Source organism: Brevibacterium sp. SMBL_HHYL_HB1, from assembly GCF_018208375.1.
Lineage (GTDB): Bacteria > Actinomycetota > Actinomycetes > Actinomycetales > Brevibacteriaceae > Brevibacterium > Brevibacterium intestinavium.
The window spans coordinates 1,428,916-1,454,344 of record NZ_CP062936.1; the positions used below are offsets into that span (position 1 = coordinate 1,428,916).

Sequence of the window (25,429 nt, forward strand, 5' to 3'; positions counted from 1 at the left end):
ATCCATCACTCGGAGGTGCCTATGTCCACTCCCAATCAACGCGCCGTCATCCTCGGCGGCAATCGCATCCCCTTCGCACGCTCGAACAAGCAGTACGCGAAGGCGACGAATCTCGATATGCTCACCTCGGCCATCGACGGGCTCGTGGCCCGCTTCGGACTGGCCGGAGAGAACATCGGCGAGGTCGCAGGAGGCGCGGTCCTCAAGCATTCGAAGGACTTCAACCTCACCCGGGAGGCCGTGCTCGGCTCATCCCTGGCCCCGACCACCCCGGCCTTCGATCTCGGCCAGGCCTGCGCCACGGGACTCGAGGCCGTCGTCAGCCTCAACAACAAGATCAACGCCGGCCAGATCGAATCCGGCATCGCCTCCGGCGTCGACTCGGCCTCCGATGCCCCGATCGTCGTCAACGACTCGATGCGCGAGATCCTGCTCGAACTCTCCCGCGCCAAGACCATGGTCGCCAGGGCGAAGATCGCCGCGCAGATCCGGCCGGCCCATCTCAGCCCGCAGGCCCCGAGCACGGGCGAGCCCCGGACGGGTCTGAGCATGGGCGAGCACCAGGCGATCACCACCGCCGCATGGAACATCACCCGGCAGGCCCAGGACGAGCTCGCCGTGGCCTCGCACCGGAACCTCGCCGCGGCCTGGGACTCCGGCTTCTTCAACGACCTCACCACCGCCTACCTGGGCGTGAGCAGGGATACGAACCTGCGGCCGGATTCGACCATGGAGTCCCTGGCCAAGCTCAACCCCGTCTTCGGCAAGAAGCTCGAGGCCGAGCCGACTATGACCGCCGGCAACTCGACCCCGCTGACCGATGGGGCCTCCTCGGTGCTGCTGAGCAGCGAGGACTGGGCGGCCGAACACGGCTTCACCCCCTTGGCCCGCCTCATCGACGCCGAGGCCGGTGCCGTGGACTTCGTCGACGGAGCCGAGGGCCTGCTCATGGCCCCCGCCTACGCGGTGCCGCGTCTGCTGGCGCGCAACGGGCTGACCTTCGACGACTTCGACGTGTTCGAGATCCACGAAGCCTTCGCCTCCACCGTCCTGTCGCACATGGCGGCCTGGGAGTCCGAGAAGTTCTGCGTCGAGAAGGCCGGACTCGACGCCGCCCTGGGCAGCATCGACCGCGACAAGCTCAACCCCCTGGGGTCGAGCCTGGCCGCCGGCCACCCCTTCGCCGCCACCGGTGGACGCATCATCGCCACTACGGCGAAGCATCTCAAGACCACAGGCAAGAAGAGGTCGCTGGTCTCGATCTGCGCGGCAGGCGGCCAGGGACTCACCGCGATCGTGGAGGCAGCATGAAAGACACCTATCTCTCCCTCGTCAACGGACCGCTGAAGCAGGTGGCCAAGAGCCTCGGCCTGCCGCAGCCGGTCGAACTCAACCGCTTCGACTCCACCCCGGAGGAGTACCTGAACCGCCCCGTCCTCGTCCTCGGCGCCGGAGACGGCGCCCAGGGCCTGGCCGATCTGCTCCTCGACAACGGCCTCGAGGTCCGCCGCAACGCGCAGACCGGTGAGAAGGTCCGCGCCGTCATCGCCGTCCTCGACGACGCCCAGTCGCCGACGGATCTGTCACCGATCGTGCTCGAGGTCGGAGCGGCCCTGCGCTCACTGGTCCCGTCCGGTCGAGTGATCACGATCTCGACCGCACCGGGCGCCGGCGACCAGAGCCCCGAGCAGGCCGCCGCGACTCAGGGCATCACCGGCTTCACCCGCTCCCTGGCCCACGAGATGCGTGCCGGGGCGACGGCCAACGGCATCCTCCTCGACGGCGTCGACCTCACCGCCCCCTCGGTGGCCTCGGCCCTGTGGTTCCTGCTCTCGGGCAAGTCCGCCTATGTGTCCGGGCAGTTCCTCACGGTGGCCTCCGACGCCGGCGATCGCCTCGACCTCAAGGCATTCATGTCCACCGGCGCCGCCGGCCCCCTGGCCGGACGCAGCGCAGTCGTCACGGGAGCCGCCCGGGGGATCGGCGCGGCCATCGCCCGCAACCTCGCCCGCGACGGCGCCGAGGTCATCGGCGTCGACATGCCCCAGGCCGGTCAGGCCCTGGCCGCGGTGATGAATGAGATCGGCGGGAAGTCCCTCCAGCTCGACATCACCGGCGCCGATGCGGCGGAGGAGATCGCCGAGGCCGTCGGCGCCCCCGTCGACATCCTCGTCCACAATGCCGGCATCACCCGCGACAAGATGCTGGCGAACATGGACTCCTCCCGCTGGGACTCGGTGATCGCGGTCAACATCGCCGCACAGGCGAAGATCAACGCGCACCTGGCCGAGGCCGGTCTCTTCGCGAACGGCGCCCAGGTGGTGTCGCTGGCCTCGACATCGGGCATCGCCGGAAACCGGGGACAGACGAACTACGCGACCTCGAAGGCCGGTGTCATCGGACTCACGGCCGCCTCGGCGCAGGACTTCGCCTCCCGCGGCGGGTCGATCAACGCTGTGGCACCCGGGTTCATCGAAACCGATATGACCGCGAAGATGCCGACCCTGACCCGACAGGTCGCCAGACGGCTGTCGAGCCTGCAGCAGGGCGGCCATCCGATCGACGTCGCCGAGGCCATCAGCTTCCTCGCATCGAGCGGTGCCCGCGGCATCAACGGCCAGACCCTGCGGGTGTGCGGACAGAACATGGTGGGTGCATGATGGCGGATTCGATGCTTCCGGTCTACGCCCGCGCCCTGCTCAAGACCCTGCCCGTGGGGCCGAAGACGAGCTCCGAGCTGCCGGATCGAACCATCGATCGCAGCGTGGCGCTCGAGCCGGTCGCCTATGCCGGATTCGCCCATGTGGTCGGCCAGACGCTTGATGACACCGTCCATCCCGGATATCTACACATCCTCGGCTTCCCGCTGAGCATGCAGCTGCTGGCCGATCCCGAGGTGCCGCTGCCGATGCTGGGCATGGTCCACATCCACAACCGCGTCGATATGCTCGGCTCGGTCCGCCTCGGCGAGGTCGTCGACTTCCATCTCGAACTCGACGGAGCCTTCGACCACACGAAGGGCACGACGATCGAGATCCGGGTCGACGCCCGAGTCGACGGCCGACCGGTGATGAGCGAGGTCTCGACCTATCTGGCCAAGGGCAGGAAGCTGCCCGGGGCGAAGCCCAGGGCCCAGGTCCCGCACACGGAATTCACCGCGCCCCAGCCGACGGCGCTGTGGCGGCTCGATCCGAACATCGGTCAGCGCTATGCGCGGGTGTCCGGTGACTACAACCCGATCCATCTCAGCGGCCTGGCCGCCAAGGGGTTCGGGTTCCCGAGACAGATCGCGCACGGCATGTACGGGGCCTCGCGGGCGCTGTCGGCGATGGACCCGCGCATGGACTCCTACCGCTGGGACGTCTCGTTCGCCAAGCCGATCGTGCTGCCGGCCACGGTCGGCTACGCACTGACCGACGGGCGGCGTCACGAGGCGGCGAGCTCGGCGGTCTTCGACCTCCGGACGGGCAAACCGCACGTGCTCACGCAGGTGTCACACCTCGGCGAATGAGCCCCTGAGTGGGGTGCGTCACAAATGCCGATTTCGATTTTGCGCCACCGAATCTCGCATGTAGAGTTATCTCTGTTGCCAGCGCGAGTGGCGGAATTGGTAGACGCGCTAGCTTGAGGTGCTAGTGCCCAACTTATCGGGCGTGGGGGTTCAAGTCCCCCTTCGCGCACAGCGGACAACGGCCTTCGGATTTCGATCCGGAGGCCGTTTTCGCATCTGCGCGCATGAGCTGACCTCCCCGGCCGGTGGGATACGGTGGTCCATATCACTCCGGTGACAGCCGGGAGGAATGGTCGACCACCACCGAGGGGAGTCTCCAATGTCTGATTTCAGCGCCGCCGAGGCGGAGGTCACGGAACTGTGCCGCCAGCTCATCCGCATCGACACTCAGAACTGGGGAGGGAATCGGGCGAACCCGGAACTGCCGGCCGCTGAGCTCATCGCCTCCTGGTTCGCCGAGGTCGACCTGGACTCCGAGATCGTCGAGTCCGCGCCCGGTCGAGCCAACCTCGTCGCCCGGGTCGAGGGCACGGATCCGCAGGCTCCGGCCCTGGTCGTCCACGGCCACACGGATGTGGTCCCGGCCGCGGCCGAGGACTGGAGCGTCGATCCCTTCGCAGGCGTGATCAAGGACGGTCTGCTGTGGGGGCGCGGGGCCGTGGACATGAAGAACATGGACGCGATGATCATCGCCACCGTCCGGGCCATGCTGTCCCAGGGGATGCGTCCGCGACGCGACCTCGTCATCGCCTTCTTCGCCGATGAGGAGGCCGGTGGCAACTACGGGGCGCGGCACATGGTCCGCAACCGCCCCGAGCTGTTCACCGGCGCCACCGAGGCGATCTCCGAGGTGGGCGGCTACTCCGTCGACATCCGCGGCCAGCGGGTCTACCTCATCCAGACCGCGGAGAAGGGCCTGGCCTGGCTCAACCTCATCGCCCACGGCACCGCCGGCCACGGCTCCCAGCGCAACGACGACAATCCCGTGACCAGACTGGCCGCGGCGATCTCACGGATCGGCAGCCATCCCTGGCCGCAGGAGATCCCGCTGGCCACCCGGCAGCTGCTCGAGGGCGTTTCGGAGCTGACCGGCATCGAATTCCGCTCCGAGACGATCGGTCAGCTGCTGGCCGAACTCGGCTCGGTGGAGAAGTTCGTGGCCCCGACCCTGCAGAACACCTCGAATCCCTCGTTCCTCGACGCCGGATACAAGCACAATGTCATCCCCGGCACGGCCACGGCCTATGTCGACTGCCGGACTCTGCCCGGCCAGCACGAAGACGTCATGCTCAAACTCAAGGAGCTCGCCGGCGAGGGCATCGACATCGAAGCCGAGGACGAGGGCGAGGCGCTCGAATCACCGTTCGACACGCCGCTGGTGGCACAGATGAAGAAGAGCCTGCTGGCCGACGACCCCTCCGCGAAGGTCCTGCCCTATACGCTCTCGGGCGGAACGGACAACAAGTCCATGGCGGAGATCGGCATCACCGGCTACGGGTTCGCGCCCCTGCAGCTGACCGGCGATCTCGACTTCCCGGCGATGTTCCACGGCGTCGACGAGCGCGTGCCGATCTCCGCGCTGAAATTCGGCACACGCGTCCTCGGAGACTTCCTGATGCGGGCATGACCGCCGGTCAGGTGCTCAGCGTCAGCGGCATGATCTTGCGGCGCAGCCACACCGTGCGCACACCGCCGACGGAGATCCGAGTCCGGGCGAGCTCCCATTTGCCGTATTCCGCTTCGTCGTTGAGCTCCTGCAGGCTGACCGAACGCGGCACATCCCTGGAGAACGAAACCTTGCGGAATTCGTAGGTCATACGTGGACGCTGACGTTTCATAGGCCCACCCTAGACGATCTGGGCTAATCTGGATGGCATGCCCGTCATCGTTCTTCTGCGGCACGGCGTCTCGAGCGCCAATACCGCCGGAATACTGGCCGGACGCGCGCCCGGCGTGTCTCTGACCGAGGAAGGGGCGGTCGCGCTCGAGGCGAATCTGGGCCTGCTGCCCCGGCGCCGCTTCTCCCGCCTGCTGCACTCTCCGCTGCGGCGCTGCGTCCAGACCGCCGAGATCGCTCAGAGGATCGCGGAGTTCGACACCGTCGGCGTCGACCGGGACGTCATCGAGCTCGACTACGGGGACTGGACGGGACGAGCGCTGAAGGAACTGGCCGATGAGCCCCTGTGGTCGACCGTCGTCGAACGGGCCTCGCAGGCGCGATTCCCCGGAGGCGAATCCATCGCCGAGGCGGCCGGTCGATCCGTCGCCCGCGTCGATGCGCTCGTGACCCAGCTGCGGGCCGAGGAGCAGGAGGAGAAGGAGAGGCGGCAGGCCGAGGACGAGAAGGCAGGCGGCCCCCGGTGGGCGATGATCGTCTCCCACGGTGACATCATCAAGTCGATCATCGCCGATGCCCTGGGCATGCCGCTCGATGAGTTCCAGCGGCTGAGCGTCGCTCCGGGCTCATTCACCGTCATCGACTACTCCGGTGCCAGACCCGTGCTCGCGGCGATGTCCGTGACTGCCGCGGGCCTTGCGCAGTCCTCGACCGTCGGCGGGGGCGGCCTGCGCTGAACCAGCCCGGCCGATCGGCGAGTCCGCAACCCGCACCGACCGGCAGGGCCGGAGTGCTCGCGTGAGCCGGCGGCGCCGGAGCCGGTCAGACCGCGGCGAGGACCCCGGTGCCCAGCAGAGCGTAGAGCACGATGCCCAGAGCCACCCGGTACCAGACGAAGATCCCGAAGGACCTCGTCTTCACATAGCCGAGGAACCAGTGGATGACGAAGAGGCCGAGGACGAATGAGATGACCGTGGCCAGGAGCGTCGGGCCCCAGCCCAGCACCATGTCCTCGGCACGTCCGAGCGTCTGGGCGACCCCGTAGAAGCCGGAGCCGAGGACTGCCGGGATCGCCAGCAGGAACGAATAGCGGGCCGCCGAGGGCCGGTCGAAGCCCATGAAGCGGCCGGCCATGATCGTGCCGCCGGAACGAGACACGCCCGGGATGACCGCGAGGGCCTGGGCGAAGCCGAAGAGGATGCCCTGGACCCAGTTCATGTCCTCGAGGGAGCGCTCCTTCCTCCCGGCCCAGTCGGCGATGCCGATGATGAGGCCGAAGACGATGAGCATCGTCGCGGTGATCCACAGGCTGCGCAGCGCGCCCTCGATGTAGTCCTGGAACAGCAGGCCGATGACGACGATCGGGATCGAACCGATGATGATCAGCCAACCCAGCCGCACCTCGGGGTCCGTCCGGTCGTGCTTGCCCACCAGAGCCTTGCACCATTTCGAGATGATCGTGACGATGTCACGCCAGAAGTACACGACCACGGCCGCCTCGGTGCCGATCTGGATGATGGCGGTGAAGAACGCGCCCGGATCGTCGCCGGGCAGCATGAGCTCGCCGACGATGCGCACATGCGCCGAGGATGAGATCGGGAGGAACTCGGTGAGCGCCTGCACGATTCCGAGCACGGCAGCGACCAGCCAGTCGTACATACGACTCCTTGAGAATGTGGGGTGGGAACGAAACCACGGTAGTCGCCGGATCGGGTAACCTCAAGAAACATGGAACACCAACGACTCGGCACCACCGGCCTGGAACTCAGCGAGGTGGGCCTCGGAACCTTCGAATGGGGGCACCGGGTCGATGCTCGGGCCGCCCAACGACTCGTCGATGAGTACAGCGGTGCAGGTGGGAACGTCATCGAACTTCCCAGCACCGGTGATTCCTCGGCCGAGGTGATCGCGCAGCTGAGACTTCCCGAAGAGATCCTGATGATGGCCCGCGTGGGCGTGTCCATGAGTGAGCCCGACCACATCGACGTCGGTCTCGGGCGGTCGCGGGTCCTGTCCCAGGTCGATTCCCTGCTGCGGATGACGGGCCGCGAACACCTCGATGTGCTCATCCTCGACGTTTTCGATGCGGACGTCGACCGGGCCGAGACGGCCTCGGCGATCGAGACCCTGCTCACCCTCGGCAAGATCCGCTATGTCGGCGTCTCCCATCACACCGGCTGGCAGCTGGCGGAGATGCGTGGGGCAGGGCTGCCGATCGCGTGCGCCGTGGCCGAATACTCCCTGCTCAACCGGGAGGCCGAGGACGAACTGCTCCCGGCTGCCGACTATGCCGGCGTCGGACTCATCGCCGGGGCGAGCCTCGGACGAGGTGTGCTCACCGACAAGTACCGGTCCGCGACGCCGCAGGACTCCCGACTGGGCGGCGAACTCAGCGAGTACGTCGGGGCCTACCTCGACGACCGGTCGGGTCGGGTGCTGGCCGGAGTGCGCAAGGCGGCGACCGCTCTGGGCGTGTCGACGACCGATATCGCGCTGGCATTCAACCGGCGCCGCGGCATCGCCTGCTCCTTGGTCTCGGCCCGCACGCCCGCCCAACTGGCCGAGGTCACCGGCAGCGATGTCGACCTGGCCGAGGAGATCGCCGAGGTGCTCGACCAGATCTCCTGAGACGGCGGGGGACCGGAGCCCGAGGAGACGGCGGGCTCAGTCGTCCTCGTCGTCGTCATCGAGGACGAACTCGTCGTCATCGTCCTTCGCATCCTCGACATCGTCGAAGAGTTCGAAGGGGGTCACCTCGTCGAAAGCGGTGTAGATGGCATCTTCATAGATTTCGAAGGCATCGGCCAAAGCCATATACGCGGCTTCGACTCGGGAGTCTTGGTCTCCGGTGCGATGTGCGGATGCAGCGTAGTGCTCTCTCACTGCTTCGAGGAATGCGTCCAGGGCCTCACGAGGATCAGTGCTCATGACTCAAATGTAACCCAGGCCGGAGTCACATGTAAGTGTTTGAACTAGGCTGAAGGAATGGCAGCTTTGTACGACCACCCCACACCGGATCGCTTCGTCGTCGGCACGATCGGCCTGCCCGGAGAGCGGACGTTCCTCCTCCAGGCCAAGTCCGGCAATATGCTGACCACCGTGGTCGTGGAGAAGGAACAGGTGGAGATCCTGGCCGACCGGATCACCGAGCTCCTCGATATGGTCATGATCAAGGATCCCGCCGCTCGCGTGCCGCAGACGGCCCTGGACGACCGCATCGACAACGCCGGGCTCAACGTCCCCATCGAACCGGAGTTCCGTGTCGGCACCATGAGCCTGGGCTGGGACACGGTCAAACACGAGCTCGTCATCGAATGCTTCGAACTCACCGAGGCCGACGCCCAGGCCGGCGAGTCGGCCGACCCCGATGACGACGAGGTCGAACGCGAAGTCCTGCGCATCGTCCTCGATGCCGCCGGTGCCCGGGAGTTCGCCCGTCGCGGCGAACAGGTCGTCGGCGCCGGGCGCGGCGACTGCCCGTTCTGCTCCCTCCCGCTCGAGCCCGACGGCCACCTGTGTCCCCGCGCCAACGGCATTCCCCGCGCCTGAACCGATGGATCACAGCTTCGTCCTCGACGCGCTCACCTCGGGGGACTGGACCGAGATGGGCACGATCCCGCGAGCCAGCAACGACACCCGGCTGCTCGTGCTCGAACACGCCGGTCGGGCGCTCAAAGCCGTGTACAAGCCCATCGTCGGCGAACGGCCGCTGCATGACTTCCCACCTGCCAGCCTCGCCCTGCGCGAAGTCGCGTCGTTCCGGCTGAGCGCTGCCCTCGACCTCGGTGTCGTGCCGGCCACGGTGCTGCGCGACGATCTTCCCGCCGGCCGCGGCTCGCTGCAGGCCTATGTCGAGGCCTCCGAAGACGAGGAGGCCGTGACCCTGAGCACGGTCAACGCGATCCCTGCCGATCACACGCCGATCTTCGCGCTGCGCACCGAGGACGGACGTGACCTCGTGCTCTCCCACGCCGTGACCGAGAGCCTGCGAGCGATCGCCTTCTTCGATCTGCTGGCCAACAACGCCGATCGCAAGGCCGGTCATGTCATCACCGGCAGCTGTCTGCCGAGTACAGCGGCCGAGGACATCGGCACCTTCGGCATCGACAACGGGCTGACGTTCCACCCGCAGGAGAAGCTGCGCACGGTGCTGTGGGGCTTCTCACGCACGTCCTTCCGGGCGGAGGAGCTCGACGCCCTCGACGAGGTGGCTCGAATGGATGACGAGCTGGTCTCGACGCTCGCCGACTGTCTCACCGACGCCGAACTGGAGGCTCTGGCTGACCGCGCCGAGACACTCATCACAGGTGAGTTCTTCCCCGAGGCACCCGATGATCGCACCGTCATCCCCTGGCCGCCGATCTGAGTTCTCCGGCGAACTGAGGCGAAAGTGCCGAACGTCGACGTCTCGGTTAGGCTGGTCTGCGTGAAGTCATGGCCCGAACCTCAACTGCCCCGTCTGACCAGCACCGGAAAGGTGCCCACGGTCTTCGACACGAGCACACGCAGCCCGCGCCGACTGCGCGGGCACGAGCAGACCGCGCGCCTCTACGTCTGCGGCATCACCCCCTACGATGCGACGCATCTCGGTCATGCCGCCACATATGTGGCCTTCGATCTGCTCTACCGCATCTGGCGCGATGCCGGACTCGAGGTCGTCTACGTCCAGAACACGACCGATGTCGACGACCCGCTGCTCGAACGCGCAGATGCCACGGGAGTCGACTGGCGCGAACTCGCCTCATCTCAGATCCAGCTCTTCCGCGAGGACATGGAGGCCCTGCGGGTGGTCCCGCCGACGAGCTTCATCGGTGTCGTCGAGTCGGTGTCCGAGATCGCCGCCGCCGTCGAGGATCTCGTGGCCAAGGGGGCGGCCTACACTCTTGAGAACGGAGACGTCTACTACCGCGTCTCGACACCGATCAACCCGCCCTTCGGCACGGTCAGCCATGACGATGCCGCGACCATGGCGAAGCTGTCGGCCGAACGCGGGGGAGACCCGGACACCCCGGGCAAGGACAACCCCATCGACCCGCTGCTGTGGCGGGCCGAACGCGAAGGCGAACCGTCCTGGGACGGCGGCAGTCTGGGCCGCGGGCGCCCGGGTTGGCATGTCGAATGCACCGTCATCGTCGACAAGTACGCGGGCCTGCCCGTCGATGTGCAGGGAGGCGGGAACGACCTCATCTTCCCGCACCACGAGATGAGCGCCGCCCACGCCTCGGCGTGGCGGGATGTGCCGATGGCGAAGACCTATATGCACACCGGCATGGTCGGCCTGGAGGGCGAGAAGATGAGCAAGTCCAAGGGCAACCTCGTGCTCGTCTCACAGCTGCGCGAGCGCGGCGTCGACCCCATGGTCATCCGCACCGTGATCCTGGCCAACCACTACCGCAGCGATTGGAGCTTCTCCGAGGACCAGCTCGAAGCGGCCGAGGCGCGGCTGAATGCCTGGCGTCATGCCGCCCGCTGCGAACCGGAATGTCGTGAGGGCCTGCGCGGACACATCATCGGCCTGCTCAGGGAAGCGCTGACCGACGACCTCGACAGTCCCCGGGCCCTGGGCATCCTCGACGAATGGGCCGAGCACTATGCCGATTCCGAGCCCTCGGACCCCGAGGCAGTCAGCGGTGACAGGGTCGCTGACGCGGTCGATGCGCTGCTGGGCATCCGCCTCTACGACTGATTCCGGCGTCCGGGTCCCGGGTCATTTCTCGCGACCGCGTTTGCGCAGATAGCGTTCGAACTCGGCCGCGATGGCGTCTCCGCTGGCCTCCGGCAGGTCAGCGGAGTCGTTCTGCTTCTCCAGGCCTTTGACCAGTTCGGCCAGATGCGGGTTGAAGGAGACGAGCTCATCGGCGCCGAGTTCCCACGCGCGGCTCTCCTCCTCGAGCACATGGATGTCGATCTCGACCCCGGTGAACCGTTCGACGGCCTTGACCAGGGCCAGTTCCGCCTTCGGCGATGGGGAATCCGCGAGATAGTCCGGCACGCCCACCCACAGATTGATCGAGCGCAGACCCCGCCACTGGCAGGAGACGGCCAGGAGCCCGAGGATGCCGATGGGCCCTTCGTAGGCATTGGCATCGATGTCGAGCTCGCCGGCCAGCTCTCGGTCCTCGGTATTGGCCACCACCGGCAGGGGACGGGTGTGCGGCACCTCGGCGTGGAGCCCGCCGAGCAGGACCACGGAGTCCTCGGGCCCGAGCTGAGCGAGGACGAGGGAGAGGAACTCCCGCCACTTCAGCCCCGGTTCGTGACCGTGGATGACGGTGATCGGCAGCTCGCCGAGGCGGCCGCGATGGACGGCGACACCGGGCCAGGCGATCGAGGCGGTGCCGTCTTCGTCGCGGACGATCTCGGGCTCGGAGAAGCGGAATTCGTAGAACCCGTCGGTGTCGAGGATCTCACTGTCGTTCAGCTGCCAGACCTCGATGAGGTCTTTGACCAGCGAACTGGCCGCCTCGGAGGCGTCAGCATCCTGACCTTCGAAGGCGATGAACACGAGTGCCCCGGACCCGGATGGAAGAAAGCTCATGGTTCCAGACTACGCTGGGCCTATGACGAACCCAGCCGCAGTCCTATGGGACATGGACGGAACCCTGGTCGATACCGAGCCGTACTGGATCAGGGCCGAGACCGAACTGATGAACGCACACGGCCTGTCCTGGTCCGAGGAGCAGGGCCTCGAATTCGTCGGCAACGAGCTGCTGACCTCGGCGACGATGATGCAGCAGGCTGGTCTCGACCTGTCGGCAACCGAGATCGTCGAGACCCTCATGGGCAAGGTCATCGACCACATCCGCACCTCCGTTCCCTTCCGGCCCGGAGCCCTCGAGCTGCTGGCCGAGCTCAGGGCCGAGGCGGTTCCCTGTGTCATGGTGACCATGTCCTACCGTCGCCTCGCCGAGGCGGTCATCGCCAGCTGTCCCGCCGACAGCTTCGTCGGGCTCATCTGCGGTGACGAGGTCTCGGCCGGCAAGCCCGACCCCGAGCCCTATCTCAAGGGTGCCGGACTGCTCGGCCTCGATCCCGCCGACTGTGTGGCACTGGAGGATTCGAAGCCGGGCCTGGCTAGCGCCGAGGCGGCCGGAACCATCGCCGTGGGGGTGCCTCACTTCGTCGACCTCGAACCGCGGCCCGGCCGGATCCTGTGGCCCAGCCTCGAAGGTCGGGGAGTCGCGGATCTGCGCAGGCTGCGCGCCCAGCAGTCGGCTCAGACGCCCTAGGACGAGATCGGCTCAGTCCCGGCAGTCGGCTCAGGCTCCGACGACCTTCGTGATCTCGGGAGTCGGGGGAGCAGCGTTTCCCCAGGCCGGACACAGCGGTTTGAAGGTGCACCAATTGCACAGCGGTGACTTCTTCGGTCGCCATCGGTCGGATTCGGCCGCGGCGATGATGTCCTTCCAGATCGCCTCGATCTCGAATTCCGTCTGCTCGATCTCATTCATCGTCGGATGGGACTTCACCACGCTGCGCGAACCGAGATACATCAGCTGCAGGGTGTGGACGAGTTCGCCGGAGAGCCGGTAGACGACGAGGGCGTAGAAGCCCATCTGGAACTTCGCCTCACGCCCGTACTGGGGTTTGGGCTGCTTGCCCGTCTTGTAGTCGACCAGACGCTTCTCGCCGCCCGGGGCGACGTCGACCCGGTCGATGAAGCCGCGCAGCTCGAGCCCGCTCTCGAGCGTGGTGCGCACGTACTTCTCCGTCTCATCCGGTTCGAGGTGCTCCGGGTACTCGAGCACGAAATAGGAGTCGATGAGCCGACGCGCCGATGTGAAGAACGTCTCCTTCTCTGCTTCGGAAGAGAAGATCTCGAGGACCTCGGGATCCTTCTCGACGAGGTCGCTCCAGGCGGGCATCAGCAGCGACTGCGCCAGATCCGCCGTGCGCTCGGAGGCGGGAGCGGTGAACAGCCTCTCGAGGACGGAATGGACGACGGTGCCGCGGAACGCCGCTTGCGACGGCGGCTCCGGCAGCCGGTCGACGCTGCGGAATCGGAACTTCAGGGGGCATTGGATGAAGTCGTTGGCCCGCGAGGGCGAAAGACTGGTGAGCTCGGCCATATCACCACTGTAACGACCAGGACGGACACGACGTGGCGACCAGCGATGACGAGGCCGTCGCTGTTAGGCTGAGTATCCGAGACTCAGTGGACCGCTCCCACGACGACACGACCGGAGGAATCCCTTCAATGGCCGCGAAAAACCACCAGCCCGGTGCGTCCTCGGGCCTGCGCCTGGGCACCATCCTCGGGGCGCCGGTCATCCTCGCCTGGTCGTGGTTCCTCGCCGCCATCGTCATCACCATCCTGTTCACTCCCTGGCTCAACCAGGTCCGTCCGGATCTGGGCATCGGGGCCTGGTTCGTGGCCTTCGCCTACGCCGTGCTGCTGTTCGCCTCGGTGTTCCTCCACGAACTCGCCCACGGCGTGGCCGGGCAGTTCTACGGGCAGAAGGTCGCGGCGATCGAACTCAACCTCTGGGGCGGTTTCACCCGCTTCGAACCCCAGGTGGACAATCCGCGGGACAAGGCCGCGACGACGAGCTTCGTCATCTCCATCGTCGGCCCGATCGTCAACATCGTCCTGGCCCTGCTGGGATGGTGGTGCCTGAGCGCGGCCACGCCCACCTCGGTGCCGTGGCTGCTGCTGATCGCGGTCACCTTCGCCAACATCGCACTCGGGGCGATCAACCTGCTGCCGGGCATCCCGCTCGACGGCGGTTGGGCGCTGCAGGCGATCATGTGGCGCATCACCGGTTCCCAGTACCTGGGCACGATCGTGGCCAGCTGGGTCGGCCGCATCATCGCCATCGGCTTCATCGGGTGGTCGGTGATCACTCCGCTGCTGGCCGGTGAGCGCCCCGAACCGCTGACCGTGGCATGGATGTCCCTCATCGCGATCATGCTGTGGTTCTCCGCCGGGGACGCGGCCACGCACGCCAAACGGGCACGGAAGATGGAGACCTACGATCTGTCCCAGGTCATCCAGCCGGCGATCGCGGCCACCTGGGATGCGGACCTGGCCGATACCCTCGACTATGCGAACACGCTCGGGCATGCGAAGGAACGCACACTCATCGTCGTGCTCGATCAGAAGGGGCTGCCCTACGGGCTGGTCGACCGGCACGCCGCGGCCGGCCGACTCGCCGAGACCCTCGAGGCCGTGCCCGCCGGCGAGGTCGCCCGCCCCCTGGCCGGATGGATCGGCGTGCCCAAGGACATCACCGCTCCGCATCTGCTCGAATCGCTCACCCACCGGCCCAAGGCGCAGTTCAGTCTCGTCATGGACGGCAACACACTCGTGGGCGTAATCGATCTGCAGGAGTTCTTCGACGAGCTTCTCGCAGCCTGAGCCGGTTGTGTGAGGCAATCCTCACCAGCGTAGAGTGGACTCATCATGACTCAGGCACTCCGAACCCGTCCCGCGCGCGTCCTGGCCAGTGGCGAAAAGGTCCAGCTCACCGACCCCAAGGGGCGAATGCACACGCTCGTGCTCACCCCAGGGGAGACGTTCCACACGCACAAGGGGCTCATCAGCCACGATGACATCATCGGGCGCACCGAGGGAATCATCGTATCGAACACCGGGGGAGTGGACTTCCAGGTCTTCCGCCCTCGCTATGAGGACTTCGTGCTGTCGATGCCGCGGGGTGCCGCTGTCGTGTACCCGAAGGACTCGGGACTCATCGTCACCCTCGGCGACATCCACCCCGGTGCCACCGTCGTCGAGGCCGGGGTCGGCTCCGGAGCGCTGTCGATGGCCCTGCTGCGCGCCGTCGGACCGACCGGCAGCGTCCACTCCTTCGAAATCCGTGAGGAATTCGCCACGATCGCGACCGGCAACATCGCCGACTTCTTCGATGGTGAGCCCGAGAACTGGTCGGTCACCGTCGGCGACCTCACCGAGGCCCTCCCGCAGACCTTCGCCCCCGGTTCCGTCGACCGGGTCGTCCTCGATATGCTCACCCCCTGGAACACTCTCGACGCGGTCAGCCGCGCTCTGCGACCGGGCGGCATCGTCATCGCCTATGTCGCCACGGTCCCGCAGCTCTCCCGCTTCGTCGAGGCTCTGCGAGCCTCGCAGAACTTCGCCGAGCCCGAATCCATGGAGGCCATGATCCGCGGTTGGCACGTCGACGGGCTCGCTGTGCGTCCCGACCACCGGATGATCGCCCACACCGGGTTCCTCATCATGGCCCGGCGCATGGCCGAAGGCGTCGCCCCATTGGAGAAGAAGAAGCGCCCGCAGGCAGCGAACGCGGCACCCGAGGACGTCGCGGCCTGGACGCAGACCGAGGTCACCGAGGAGGCCATCGGCACGCGCACCGCACACGGGAAGAAGCTGCGACGGGTGATGCGCGAGGCCGGGAAGCGATTGCGCACCGGTGACGATGACACCGGCACAAGCGAGACAGGCGCCGGTGACCGGCCTCCGGGCACACAGCGCGACGTTGCAGACACAGACAGCCCGAGAACACACAGCAATGGGCCGAAGGAGGATCGATGACAGAGACCACGACCGAGGTGAAGCGCCTCCGCGAGGACACCGCTTCCCTGCGTCAGCAGCTCTACAGCGCCGGTAAGCGCAATGAGGCCCTGTCGAAGACCCTGCGCACGGCCCGAGAGGAACTGGGCCGAATCAAGGAGGAGGCCCGGCGCCTGACGGAGCCGCCGAACAACTGGGGCACCCTGATCGCCGTCGATGACAAGGGCGTGGCCGCGGACGTGATCGTCGGCGGTCGGCGCATGCGCGTGGCCATCGCACCCGAGGTCGAACCGGCCGGGCTGCGGGCCGGTGCCGATGTGCTCCTGTCCGAAGGCCTCGTCGTCATCGGCACCGGAGCCTTCCCACCGGTGGGCTCGGTGGTCAACGTCCGCGAATTCGTCGACGACAGTCGGATCCTCGTCGGCGCCCCCGGCGACGACGAACAGGTCTTCGTCCTCGCCGAGGACCTCATCGACTCGGGACTGCGCGTCGGTGATGCCGTCGTCGTCGACACGCGCACCCACTATGCCCTGCAGGTCGTCGAGAAGCCCGAGGTGTCCTCGCTGCTGCTCGAAGAGGTCCCGGACATCACCTATTCCGACATCGGCGGCCTGGCCGACCAGATCGGTCAGATCAAGGATGCCGTCGAGCTGCCGTTCGAACATCCTGAGCTCTACACCGAACACGGCCTCAAACCGCCCAAGGGCATCCTCCTCTATGGCCCACCCGGCTGCGGCAAGACCCTCATCGCGAAGGCCGTGGCGAACTCACTGGCCGACCGCACCGGCGAGGAGCGGGCCCGGAAGACCTACTTCCTCAACATCAAGGGCCCGGAGCTGCTCGACAAGTACGTCGGCGAGACCGAGCGCCAGCTGCGTCTGATCTTCGCTCGGGCCCGGGAGAAGGCCTCGGCCGGATTCCCCGTCGTGGTCTTCTTCGACGAGATGGAGTCGCTCTTCCGCACCCGCGGCACGGGCAAGTCCTCGGATGTGGAGACGACGATCGTGCCCCAGCTGCTGACGGAGATCGACGGCGTCGAACAGCTCGACAACGTCATCGTCATCGGCGCCTCGAACCGCGAGGACCTCATCGATCCGGCGATTCTGCGCCCGGGCCGACTGGATGTGAAGATCCGGATCGAACGCCCCGACGTCGCCGCCGCCCGCGACATCTTCGGCAAATACCTCACCGAGGATCTGCCGCTGCACCCGGAACTGCTGGACGAACACGGCGGTCCCACCGAGGCGGCCGCCGGTCTCATCGACTTCTGCATCGACCGGATGTACTCCCATACTCAGGAGAACGAATTCGTCGAGGTCAGCTACGCCGACGGGTCGAAGGAAGTGCTCCACTTCTCCGACTTCGCCTCCGGGGCGATGATCCACAACATCGTCGACCGGGCGAAGAAGGCCGCGATCAAATCGCTTCTCGAGACCGGTCAGCGCGGTCTGCGCCCCGAACACTTCGAAGCCGCCATCGCCGAGGAGTTCAGCGAGCACGAGGATCTGCCGAACACCACGAATCCGGACGAATGGGCTCGGATCTCGGGTCGCAAGGGCGAACGCGTCACCCACCTGCGGATGATGCATCTCGACACGACCAGGGGAGCCCCGGTCGTGCCCAATGAGACCGAGATCTCCGAGGTGCGCCCGAACTCCGACCTCGTCTGAACCGGTGCCGACCCGGTCTGCACCGGCACCGGGGCCGGTGACGGAGGTCGCCGGCCCCGGCGGGCCGTCCGACACGCCGGGGCCGGAGTCAGCGGGCCGTCCGGAGACCGGAGACGGGGCGGCGGTGGGCTGGGACTCAGCGGCTGCGCCCGCGGCCGGACGGACCTCCGGCGACAGCGGAGGCGATGATGCGCCAGCCGACCAGGGTGATGAGATTGAGCGAGGCGGCCACGATCATGAAACTCACCGGCACAGTGCCCGGCTCTCCGCCGGCACCCGTGACGCCGCGCAGCACGAGCCCGACGAGGACGGTGATCGCCCACACCCCCGTGCCCGTGGCCAGCGGCGAGATCGGCCGGTCCCAGACCGCGGCCAGCAGCCAGGCGAGGACGAGGGAGGCGACGAACGGCCACGCTGTGGTCATCAGCCCCTCGGGATCGAAATTGTGAGAATGTGTGTAGTGACCGACGATCGTGAAGAGGACCACGAGGATGAGGTCGACGATCAGTGCGATCGGGAGATGAGATTTCTTCGTTGCCACGTCCCCGAGTCTAGACCTTGGAGGAAGTTCAGATGCTCAGAGTCCAGCGAGTCATGGGGTCCGAAACCGAATTCGGTCTCAGCCAGCCGGGCAACCCGCGGGCGAATCCGATGCGGGACTCGGCGCGTGTCGTCGACGCCTATGCCGGTCCCCGCGGGCTGAAGTCGTCCCAGAACTTCTGGGACTTCGCCGCCGAGTCCCCGCTGGCCGATGCCCGCGGCTTCTTCATGAACATCGCCGAAGCCGACGCCTCCCAACTGACCCACATCCCGCAGGACGACGTCGAGGCACAGTATCTGGCCAATGTGGTCACGGAGAACGGCGCCCGCTACTACGTCGATCACGCCCACCCCGAATACTCCTCCCCGGAGGTGCTCACCCCTCGCGACGTCGTCACCTTCGACCGGGCCGGGGACCTCGTGGCGCTGGCCTCGGTGCGGGCCCTGGAGAAGTCCGACGAGCCGGTCAACCTGTACAAGAACAACACCGATTCCAAGGGATCGTCCTACGGCACCCACGAGAACTACCTCGTCGACCGTGGCGTCGACTTCGACGACATCGCCGCAGGACTCATCCCGTTCTTCGTCAGCCGACAGATCCTGTGCGGATCCGGCCGTGTGGGCCTCGGCCGGGAGGGTGAGGGCGCGGGCTACCAGATCTCGTCGCGGGCCGACTTCTTCGAAGCCGAAGTGGGCCTCGAGACGACTCTGCGCCGCCCCATCGTCAACACCCGTGACGAACCCCACGCCGACCCGTCGAAGTACCGTCGCCTGCACATCATCATCGGCGACGCCACCATGGCCGAGCCGGCGACCTTCGTCCGCTTCGGTTCGACGTCCCTGGTGCTCAGCCTCATCGAATCCGGCCCGGCCCCGCGGATCGAACTCGCCGATGCGCTCGAGGCCCTGCAGACCGTCAGCCATGATCTCAGCCTCAGCGCGAGACTGCCGCTGACCGACGGTTCGACGATGACCGCGCTCGAGATCCAGGAGGCCTACTATGCCGCCTGCCGCGAGCACGCCGATGCCGACGACGCCGACACCGCCGAAGTGCTCGCCGAATGGAGGCGCTTCCTCGACGGTCTCACCGATGATCCCCGAAGCCTCGCCGACTCCATCGACTGGATCGCCAAATGGGTGCTGCTCGAGCACTACCGTTCCCGCGAAGGCATCGACTGGGACCATCCGAAACTCGCCCTCATCGACGTCCAGTACCACGATGTGCGGCCGGAGAAGGGGCTGTTCCACAAGCTCGAGCGCGCCGGCCGGATCCGTCGGATGACCACCGACGCCGAGGTCGAGGCCGCCGTGACCAACGCCCCCGACGGCACCCGCGCCTTCCTCCGCTCGGTGGCCGTCGCCCGCCTCGGCGAGGATCTCGTGGCCGCCAGCTGGGACTCCCTCGTGCTCAACGCCGGAGACCTCGGCGTCGTCCGACTGCCGATGCACGAACCGCTCAAGGGCTCGCGAGAGCTCCTGGCCGAACGCCTCGAGGGAGTCGAGTCCGCCGCGGATCTGCTGCGGGCCCTCGGAGTGGATAGACTGACAGTGAAGAACGACTGAAGGGGTGTGAGATGAGCTCGCAGGAACAGTTCCAAAGAGACAAGTCCGACGGTGGGGCGGACGCACCGGTCGATCCGCCGGAGGCCGTGCAGGGCCAGATCAACACTCAGAACGTGGACTCCATCCTCGATGAGATCGACGGCGTTCTGGAGACGAACGCGGAGGAGTTCGTCGCGAACTTCGTCCAGAAGGGCGGCCAATGAGATGTCAGGATTCCCTCCTGCGTTTCTGAGTTCGACGAGCAACTCGTTCGTCGAACTCGCCCGCTCGCTGGCCCCGGAGACCCTGCCGTCGACGGACGGTTCGGATCTGGCCGGACAGACGCCGGAGGGCACGACGATCATCTGCTTCCGCACCGCCACCGGCATCCTCATGGCCGGTGACCGGAGGGCGACGATCGGCAACCTCATCGCCTCCCACTCGATGGAGAAGGTCAAGGCCGCCGATGACTTCTCGGTCATCGGCATCGCCGGCACCGCAGGTGTGGCCCTCGACCTCATCCGGCTCTTCCAACTCGAACTCGAACACTACGAGAAGATCGAAGGCGCCCGCCTGTCGCTGCACGGCAAGGCCAACCGCCTGGCCTCGATGCTGCGCGGCAACCTCGGACTGGCGCTGCAGGGGCTGAGCGTCCTGCCGCTGTTCGCCGGAGTCGACGACTCGACCCCGCACGGGCAGATCTTCAGCTTCGATGTCACCGGAGGCAAGTACGAGGAGCACCGCTTCCATGCCATCGGCTCCGGCTCCGGCTTCGCCCGCGGGGCGCTGAAGAAGCTGTGGAGGGCCGATCTCGACACGGATGCGGCGATCACCGTGGCCGTCGAGGCGCTCTTCGACGCCTCCGACGACGACTCCGCCACGGCCGGACCGGATTTCGTCCGTCAGATCGCTCCGACGGTCTTCACCGTCGACCTCGACGACGGAGTCACCGAGATCGACTCGGCCGCCGTGCTGTCAGCCGCCACCGAGGTCGTCGACCGCCGCACGAGGAGCGCCCGGTCATGAGCATCGTCGGCACACCGCGAAAGGACCGGACATGAGCCAGGCACCGTTCTACGTCTCGCCCGAACAGCTGATGAAGGACCGGGCCGATTTCGCCCGCAAGGGCATCGCCCGTGGCCGTTCGGTCGTGGTGATGCGCTTCGACGGGGGCATCCTGCTGCTGGCGGAGAACCCGTCACCGACTCTGCACAAGATCGCCGAGATCTACGATCGGATCGGGTTCGCGGCCGTCGGCAAGTACAACGAGTTCGAGACCCTGCGACAGGCCGGGGTCCGCTATGCGGATCTGCGCGGATACTCCTACCACCGCACCGACGTCACCGCCCGCGGGCTGACCAACGCCTACGCGCAGACCCTGGCCGGGGTGTTCACGACCGAGTCGAAGCCCTTCGAGGTCGAACTCGTCGTCGCCGAACTCGGCATCACCGCCGAGCGCGACCAGCTGTACCGGCTCAGCTACGACGGTTCGGTCATCGACGAGACCGAGCATGTGGCCATCGGAGGCCAAGCCGATGCGATCACCGCCTCGCTGGCCGGCCTGCGGACCTCGGAACTCGGTCTGGCCGCCGTGTTCGGCCACGGTGTGGCCGCGCTGGCCGCTGCCACGCAGACGACGCTGCCGACCGAGGACCTGGAAGCCGCCGTCCTCGATCGGACGACGAGCAGGCAGAGGACCTTCCGTCGACTCGATGAGGCAGCGATGCGCGCGCTGCGGGAGGACTGAATGGCACGCATCTTCGGAATCGAGACCGAATACGGGCTCGCCCACACCGCCGCCGACGGCGGACGGCGCATCGGGCCCGAGGAGATCGCCCGCTACCTGTTCCGACCCGTCGTCGAATGGGGGCGGTCGTCGAACGTGTTCCTGCCCAACGGCTCTCGCCTCTACCTCGATGTCGGATCCCACCCCGAATACGCGACCGCCGAATGCAGCGACCTGTCCGATCTGCTCGCCCAGGACCGGGCCGGCGAGGCGCTGATGATCGATCTGCTTGACAAGGCTCAGTCCGCCCTCGCCGCCGAGGAGATCGGCGGCCGGCTGCACATGGTCAAGAACAACACGGACGCGGCCGGGAACTCCTACGGTTCGCATGAGAACTTCCTCATCCGCCGCACTCTCGACTTCAACCGTCTGACCACGGTTCTCCTGCCCTTCCTCGTCAGCCGCCAGCTGCTCGTCGGGGCCGGGGCGATCATCCCGCGCCGGTCGTCCTTCGCCCCGGACGAGGAGGTCGACCGGTCGGAGATGATGTTCGGGCTCTCAGCCCGCTCCGATGTCATGTGGGAGGGCCTGTCGTCTGCCACGACCCGTTCGCGCCCGATCATCAACGCCCGCGACGAACCCCATGCGGATGCGGAGAAGTACCGGCGGCTGCACGTCATCGTCGGTGATTCGTCGATGTCGACGGCCACCTCGGCGCTCAAGGTGGGGTCGGCCGCGCTCATGCTCGACCTCATCGAACAGGGCGCCCGGATCCCGGAGAACGGGCTGCGCCATCCCGTGCGCGACATCCGGCTCGTCGCCCGCGACCTCACCGGCCGTGTCGTGCTCGAACGCACCGACGGCACCACCACGACCCCGCTCGGGCTGCTTGCCGACTATCGGGACCGGGCGCAGCGCCTCGTCGACACCGGCGATCACAGCCTCGGCGATGAGGGTCTGGCCCGCTATGTCATCGACCTGTGGACGCGGATGCTCACCGCCGTGGAGTCCCAGGACTTCTCCGCGGTGAACACGGAGATCGACTGGGTGATGAAGCGCACCCTGATCGAACGGTCCATGGCACGAGGCACGGAGGCGATCACGGATCCGCGCATCCACCGCCTCGACATCGCCTATCACGACATCACCCCGGCCACCGGTCTGTTCCCGAAGCTGGAAGCGGCCGGGATGGCGAAGAACCTCGTTCCCGCCGAGGCGGCGACCCGCGCCAAGGCCGTGCCGCCGGCGAGCACCCGGGCCACGATCCGCGGTGAGTTCGTCCGCGCCGCCCACGCCGCCCGCCGCGACTACACCGTCGACTGGGTGCATCTGCGGCTCAACGACGAATCCGGTCGCGCAGTGGCCCTGAAGGACCCGTTCGCCACGACGCACCCGCAGGCGGAAGCACTCATCGCGGGCCTGTAAGATCACCCTGTGATCCGGTCGGTCCGCGACAGCGGCAGCGGCCACTCGTGAGGAAAGGAAACCAGTGCGCACCAAAGTGCTCAGCGCGATCGCGGCGGGTCTGCTGCTGCTGACTGCCTGCGGTCAGGGTGATGAGTCGGAGGACTCGACCACGCCTCCGCCGTCGGTGTCCGCTCAGGACGCGAAGTCGACCAGCCTCGACGACATCACGGTCGACGGCAAGGTCGGGAAGAAGCCCGAGGTCAGCTTCGACGCTCCGCTGGTCATCGAGGACACGGAGAAGAAGGTGCTCAGCCAGGGCGACGGCGAGACGATCGACGAGGGCGAACAGGTCACGGCACAGATGACGCTGGTCTCGGGCACCAGCGGCGAGGTCGTCGAATCGAGCTACGATTCCGAGTCGCCCGCCGGGTTCCCCATGGACAAGTCCCAGATCTCCGAGGACCTCTACGACGCGCTGATCGACGTCAAGGTCGGATCACGAGTGATGATGTCGCTCAACGGCAGCGCCGAACAGGGCGAGGCCTCGCAGACCTTGGTCTACGTCATCGATGTGGAGAAGACCACGAAACCGCTGACCCGGGCCGAAGGGGAGAAGACCGACCAGTCGGACAACCCCGTGACCGTGGACTGGGACGATGACGGGGCGCCGTCGATCTCGGAGCCCAAGGGCGACAAGCCCGACAAGCTGAAGACGTACACCACCATCGAAGGCGAAGGCCCCGAGGTCGAGAAGGGCCAGAGCGTGGCGGTGAAGTACTCCGGCTGGCTCTGGGACGACACCTCGAAGACCTTCGACTCGAACTGGACGGAGGACGGACAGCCCTTCGCCGTCGACCCGGTCGGCGAGGCTCAGGTCATCGACGGCTGGAACGAAGGCCTCGTGGGACAGAAGGTCGGCAGCCAGATCGTCCTCATCGTCCCACCGGACAAGGGCTACGGGGAACAGGGAAGCGAACCGTCCATCCCGGGCGATGCGACCCTCATCTTCGTCATCGACATCCTCTCGGCCCAGGGCTGAGGCTCAGGCCGAGAGCCACCAACGACTCCACAGGAGGCATCATGAGCAAGCAGAAACCAGAGGTCGACTTCCCCGGCGGCGAAGCGCCCACCGAGCTCGTCATCGTCGATGACGTCATCGGCACCGGCGCCGAGGCGGGCCCCGGCGACACAGTGAGCGTGCACTACGTCGGAGTCGCCCATTCCACGGGTGAGGAGTTCGACGCCTCGTACAATCGCGGCACGCCGCTGGAGTTCCGTCTCGGTTCCGGAATGGTCATCTCCGGCTGGGATCAGGGCATCCAGGGGATGAAGGTCGGAGGACGACGCACTCTGCAGATTCCGCCGCATCTGGCGTACGGCGACCAGGGAGCCGGCGGGGTGATCCAGCCCGGTGAGAGCCTGATCTTCGTCTGCGATCTCGAGAACGTGCGCTGAGCACATCCCGAGGACCTGCGCTTCCCGCGGACTCAGCACATGCGCTCAGCGCAGATCACCGGTGGCCGGGCCCCCGTCGTCGGGCCCGGCCACCGAAGTCTCAACCGGGTCGCCGGTGTCTCAGAGCCGTGCCGCGCAGCGGCCGGCGGCGGCAGCGGCGAGGAAGGACGCGGCATCGGCCGGCAGCTTCCTGCCCATCGTCGACAGACGGACCGGGCTGGACCGCAGGGCCGTCCACAGGCCGGTGAGATCGACGTTGACGAGACGATGCATCCCAAGCGCCTCCAGTTGGCCGGCCACGGTCTCCTCGACCACGCCGGGGTCCGGGTCCATCTGCGACCGCTCCGAATCGGTCAGAGTGGCGAAGTCGGGCACCGGCACGGTCACACCCGGACGGGCGATCTCGGTCAGGGGAGTCAGCGAGTGGTGCGAGATGCCGAAGTGACGGCCGCGAGCATCGGCGTTCGACATCCGCAGCGCACCGACCGGGCGTCCACCGAGCAGAGCGGCGGCGTTGAGGTGCTCACCGGTGACCAGTCCGGAATAGCCGTACTTCGTGCCCGTGCCCAGATTGCCCGGCCCCTGGGCCACGACGGCGATGTCGGCGCCCATGACGTGTCGGGCGGCGAGCAGTCCGGTGTGGATGGTCACGGCCTCGAAGTCCGCGCCCCAGGACTGCCCCGTGCTGATCGTCCCGGCCAGCCAACCGGCCTCCTTGAGCCCGGCCACGGCCGCGGAGAACGGTGCCGGCAGGGCCGCACCGTCGCTGAGCACGTAGGCGATGGACAGGGACTCGTCGACGGCTCGGATGCCGGCGATGATCGCCGGCAGAGCCGAATGCAGATCGGCGACGACCACGGGCATCGCTTCGAGGTCGTCAGCCTCGGCGAGTCGGGCATGGTGGTCCGACTCCTGATCGTCGACCCCGAGGACCATGGTCTGCAGCGGCGAATAGCGGTCCTTGACCAGATGGCCGGGCCCCGGAGGCGGATCGGCCGGCAGCGCATCGGGCAGGGCCACGATGAGTCCGAACCCACCGGTGCCCAGACGTTTGGCCAGTGCCGAGACATTGACGATGACCGCCTCGCCAACCTCAGGATGTCCGACGGCATCGGTGTAGGCGATCGCGCGGATTCCGGTCTCATCGGCGCCCGGCAGCGGCTGGTCCAGTTCGACCTCGACCTCTGTGTATCCTGGCCGGGTGGAGCGAATCGCGACGACGATTCCTTTGCGCCAATGAATCATGGTC

Annotated in this window: 27 protein-coding genes and 1 tRNA gene; 21 read left to right on the forward strand and 7 right to left on the reverse strand. The window is 67.0% G+C overall.

Translation table 11 applies throughout. From position 1 onward, the window contains the following. The first annotated feature begins 21 nt into the window (after positions 1-21). The 5 genes from IG171_RS06565 (at position 22) to IG171_RS06585 (ending at position 5,138) form a co-directional block, all read left to right on the forward strand. On the forward strand, positions 22-1,311 hold the full coding sequence (locus tag IG171_RS06565; protein ID WP_212130764.1) for an acetyl-CoA C-acetyltransferase: 1,290 nt from the start codon (positions 22-24) through the stop codon (positions 1,309-1,311). After that, a complete protein-coding gene (locus IG171_RS06570) occupies positions 1,308-2,660 on the forward strand; it encodes a 3-oxoacyl-ACP reductase (protein WP_212130765.1) in 1,353 nt (450 codons plus the stop codon). The genes IG171_RS06565 and IG171_RS06570 overlap by 4 nt, the downstream gene beginning before the upstream one ends. Further along, on the forward strand, positions 2,657-3,511 hold the full coding sequence (locus IG171_RS06575; protein ID WP_212130767.1) for a MaoC/PaaZ C-terminal domain-containing protein: 855 nt from the start codon (positions 2,657-2,659) through the stop codon (positions 3,509-3,511). Before IG171_RS06570 ends, IG171_RS06575 begins: the two co-directional genes overlap by 4 nt. A gap of 81 nt (positions 3,512-3,592) precedes the next feature. After that, positions 3,593-3,680, forward strand: a tRNA-Leu gene (locus tag IG171_RS06580). A 150-nt stretch (positions 3,681-3,830) separates the two neighbouring features. Further along, the gene (locus IG171_RS06585; protein WP_212130769.1) at positions 3,831-5,138 is read left to right on the forward strand and encodes a M20/M25/M40 family metallo-hydrolase; all 1,308 of its coding nucleotides are present in this window, start codon (positions 3,831-3,833) and stop codon (positions 5,136-5,138) included. Positions 5,139-5,145: 7 nt separating this feature from the next. Here IG171_RS06585 and IG171_RS06590 read toward each other — a convergent pair whose 3' ends face one another. Continuing rightward, positions 5,146-5,328, reverse strand: coding sequence for a DUF5703 family protein (locus tag IG171_RS06590; RefSeq protein WP_212130771.1), 183 nt, complete (start codon positions 5,326-5,328; stop codon positions 5,146-5,148). 58 nt (positions 5,329-5,386) lie between these two features. Between IG171_RS06590 and IG171_RS06595 the strand changes: the two genes are divergently transcribed. Next, on the forward strand, positions 5,387-6,085 hold the full coding sequence (locus tag IG171_RS06595; RefSeq protein WP_212130773.1) for a histidine phosphatase family protein: 699 nt from the start codon (positions 5,387-5,389) through the stop codon (positions 6,083-6,085). Between the two features lie 85 nt (positions 6,086-6,170). Here IG171_RS06595 and IG171_RS06600 read toward each other — a convergent pair whose 3' ends face one another. Continuing rightward, positions 6,171-7,007, reverse strand: a complete 837-nt coding sequence (locus tag IG171_RS06600; RefSeq protein ID WP_212130775.1) for an undecaprenyl-diphosphate phosphatase — start codon at positions 7,005-7,007, stop codon at positions 6,171-6,173. Positions 7,008-7,076: 69 nt separating this feature from the next. On the opposite strand from IG171_RS06600, the gene IG171_RS06605 reads away from it, so the two are divergent. Then, a complete protein-coding gene (locus IG171_RS06605; protein ID WP_212130777.1) occupies positions 7,077-7,976 on the forward strand; it encodes an aldo/keto reductase in 900 nt (299 codons plus the stop codon). A gap of 36 nt (positions 7,977-8,012) precedes the next feature. On the opposite strand, the gene IG171_RS06610 is transcribed toward IG171_RS06605, so the two are convergent. Continuing rightward, entirely contained in the window at positions 8,013-8,276 is a 264-nt protein-coding gene (locus tag IG171_RS06610) for a hypothetical protein (RefSeq protein ID WP_212130779.1), read from the reverse strand. 57 nt (positions 8,277-8,333) lie between these two features. Here IG171_RS06610 and IG171_RS06615 point away from each other — a divergent pair, with 57 nt between their 5' ends. From IG171_RS06615 to mshC, 3 genes are read left to right on the forward strand one after another with little or no spacing between them, the layout of a single operon-like run. Then, positions 8,334-8,897, forward strand: a complete 564-nt coding sequence (locus IG171_RS06615) for a DUF3090 family protein (RefSeq protein ID WP_212130781.1) — start codon at positions 8,334-8,336, stop codon at positions 8,895-8,897. A gap of 4 nt (positions 8,898-8,901) precedes the next feature. Next, entirely contained in the window at positions 8,902-9,714 is an 813-nt protein-coding gene (locus tag IG171_RS06620; RefSeq protein ID WP_212130783.1) for an SCO1664 family protein, read from the forward strand. 60 nt (positions 9,715-9,774) lie between these two features. After that, complete coding sequence (mshC, locus tag IG171_RS06625) at positions 9,775-11,034, forward strand: cysteine--1-D-myo-inosityl 2-amino-2-deoxy-alpha-D-glucopyranoside ligase (protein WP_212130785.1); 1,260 nt, start codon at positions 9,775-9,777, stop codon at positions 11,032-11,034. 21 nt (positions 11,035-11,055) lie between these two features. On the opposite strand, the gene IG171_RS06630 is transcribed toward mshC, so the two are convergent. Further along, positions 11,056-11,886, reverse strand: a complete 831-nt coding sequence (locus tag IG171_RS06630) for a PAC2 family protein (protein ID WP_212130787.1) — start codon at positions 11,884-11,886, stop codon at positions 11,056-11,058. A gap of 22 nt (positions 11,887-11,908) precedes the next feature. Between IG171_RS06630 and IG171_RS06635 the strand changes: the two genes are divergently transcribed. Beyond that, positions 11,909-12,577: an HAD family phosphatase gene (locus tag IG171_RS06635; RefSeq protein ID WP_249204135.1), complete on the forward strand. Its 669-nt coding sequence runs from the start codon at positions 11,909-11,911 to the stop codon at positions 12,575-12,577. Between the two features lie 30 nt (positions 12,578-12,607). Here IG171_RS06635 and IG171_RS06640 read toward each other — a convergent pair whose 3' ends face one another. Then, positions 12,608-13,417: a PD-(D/E)XK nuclease family protein gene (locus IG171_RS06640; RefSeq protein ID WP_212130791.1), complete on the reverse strand. Its 810-nt coding sequence runs from the start codon at positions 13,415-13,417 to the stop codon at positions 12,608-12,610. A gap of 128 nt (positions 13,418-13,545) precedes the next feature. On the opposite strand from IG171_RS06640, the gene IG171_RS06645 reads away from it, so the two are divergent. Genes IG171_RS06645 through arc form a run of 3 tightly spaced genes read left to right on the forward strand, consistent with a single transcriptional unit; the run spans position 13,546 to position 17,510 of the window. After that, positions 13,546-14,706, forward strand: coding sequence for a site-2 protease family protein (locus IG171_RS06645; RefSeq protein ID WP_212130793.1), 1,161 nt, complete (start codon positions 13,546-13,548; stop codon positions 14,704-14,706). Positions 14,707-14,751: 45 nt separating this feature from the next. Further along, on the forward strand, positions 14,752-15,861 hold the full coding sequence (locus tag IG171_RS06650) for a tRNA (adenine-N1)-methyltransferase (RefSeq protein ID WP_212130795.1): 1,110 nt from the start codon (positions 14,752-14,754) through the stop codon (positions 15,859-15,861). Beyond that, positions 15,858-17,510, forward strand: a complete 1,653-nt coding sequence (gene arc, locus IG171_RS06655; protein ID WP_212130797.1) for a proteasome ATPase — start codon at positions 15,858-15,860, stop codon at positions 17,508-17,510. The genes IG171_RS06650 and arc overlap by 4 nt, the downstream gene beginning before the upstream one ends. Before the next feature lie 136 nt (positions 17,511-17,646). Here the strand turns inward: arc and IG171_RS06660 are convergent, their stop codons facing one another. Next, the gene (locus IG171_RS06660) at positions 17,647-18,051 is read right to left on the reverse strand and encodes a DUF3054 domain-containing protein (RefSeq protein WP_212130799.1); all 405 of its coding nucleotides are present in this window, start codon (positions 18,049-18,051) and stop codon (positions 17,647-17,649) included. A gap of 32 nt (positions 18,052-18,083) precedes the next feature. On the opposite strand from IG171_RS06660, the gene dop reads away from it, so the two are divergent. The 7 genes from dop to IG171_RS06695 all read left to right on the forward strand — a co-directional run bounded on the left by dop (position 18,084) and on the right by IG171_RS06695 (position 24,180). Beyond that, positions 18,084-19,613 carry a depupylase/deamidase Dop gene (gene dop, locus IG171_RS06665; RefSeq protein ID WP_212130801.1) on the forward strand — a complete coding sequence of 510 codons (1,530 nt, stop codon included), beginning with the start codon at positions 18,084-18,086 and terminating at the stop codon, positions 19,611-19,613. Positions 19,614-19,624: 11 nt separating this feature from the next. After that, positions 19,625-19,816, forward strand: coding sequence for a ubiquitin-like protein Pup (locus IG171_RS06670; RefSeq protein ID WP_212130803.1), 192 nt, complete (start codon positions 19,625-19,627; stop codon positions 19,814-19,816). A 1-nt stretch (position 19,817) separates the two neighbouring features. Further along, entirely contained in the window at positions 19,818-20,618 is an 801-nt protein-coding gene (gene prcB / locus IG171_RS06675; RefSeq protein ID WP_212130805.1) for a proteasome subunit beta, read from the forward strand. Between the two features lie 31 nt (positions 20,619-20,649). Then, positions 20,650-21,339 (forward strand): proteasome subunit alpha, encoded by a 690-nt coding sequence (prcA, locus tag IG171_RS06680; RefSeq protein WP_212130807.1) that lies wholly within the window; start codon positions 20,650-20,652, stop codon positions 21,337-21,339. Beyond that, the gene (pafA, locus tag IG171_RS06685) at positions 21,340-22,743 is read left to right on the forward strand and encodes a Pup--protein ligase (RefSeq protein WP_212130808.1); all 1,404 of its coding nucleotides are present in this window, start codon (positions 21,340-21,342) and stop codon (positions 22,741-22,743) included. A 64-nt stretch (positions 22,744-22,807) separates the two neighbouring features. Further along, positions 22,808-23,764, forward strand: coding sequence for an FKBP-type peptidyl-prolyl cis-trans isomerase (locus tag IG171_RS06690; RefSeq protein WP_249204138.1), 957 nt, complete (start codon positions 22,808-22,810; stop codon positions 23,762-23,764). Positions 23,765-23,805: 41 nt separating this feature from the next. Next, a complete protein-coding gene (locus IG171_RS06695; protein WP_212130810.1) occupies positions 23,806-24,180 on the forward strand; it encodes an FKBP-type peptidyl-prolyl cis-trans isomerase in 375 nt (124 codons plus the stop codon). A gap of 120 nt (positions 24,181-24,300) precedes the next feature. Here IG171_RS06695 and IG171_RS06700 read toward each other — a convergent pair whose 3' ends face one another. Further along, the gene (locus tag IG171_RS06700) at positions 24,301-25,425 is read right to left on the reverse strand and encodes a DUF3866 family protein (protein WP_212130812.1); all 1,125 of its coding nucleotides are present in this window, start codon (positions 25,423-25,425) and stop codon (positions 24,301-24,303) included. Positions 25,426-25,429 lie beyond the last annotated feature (4 nt).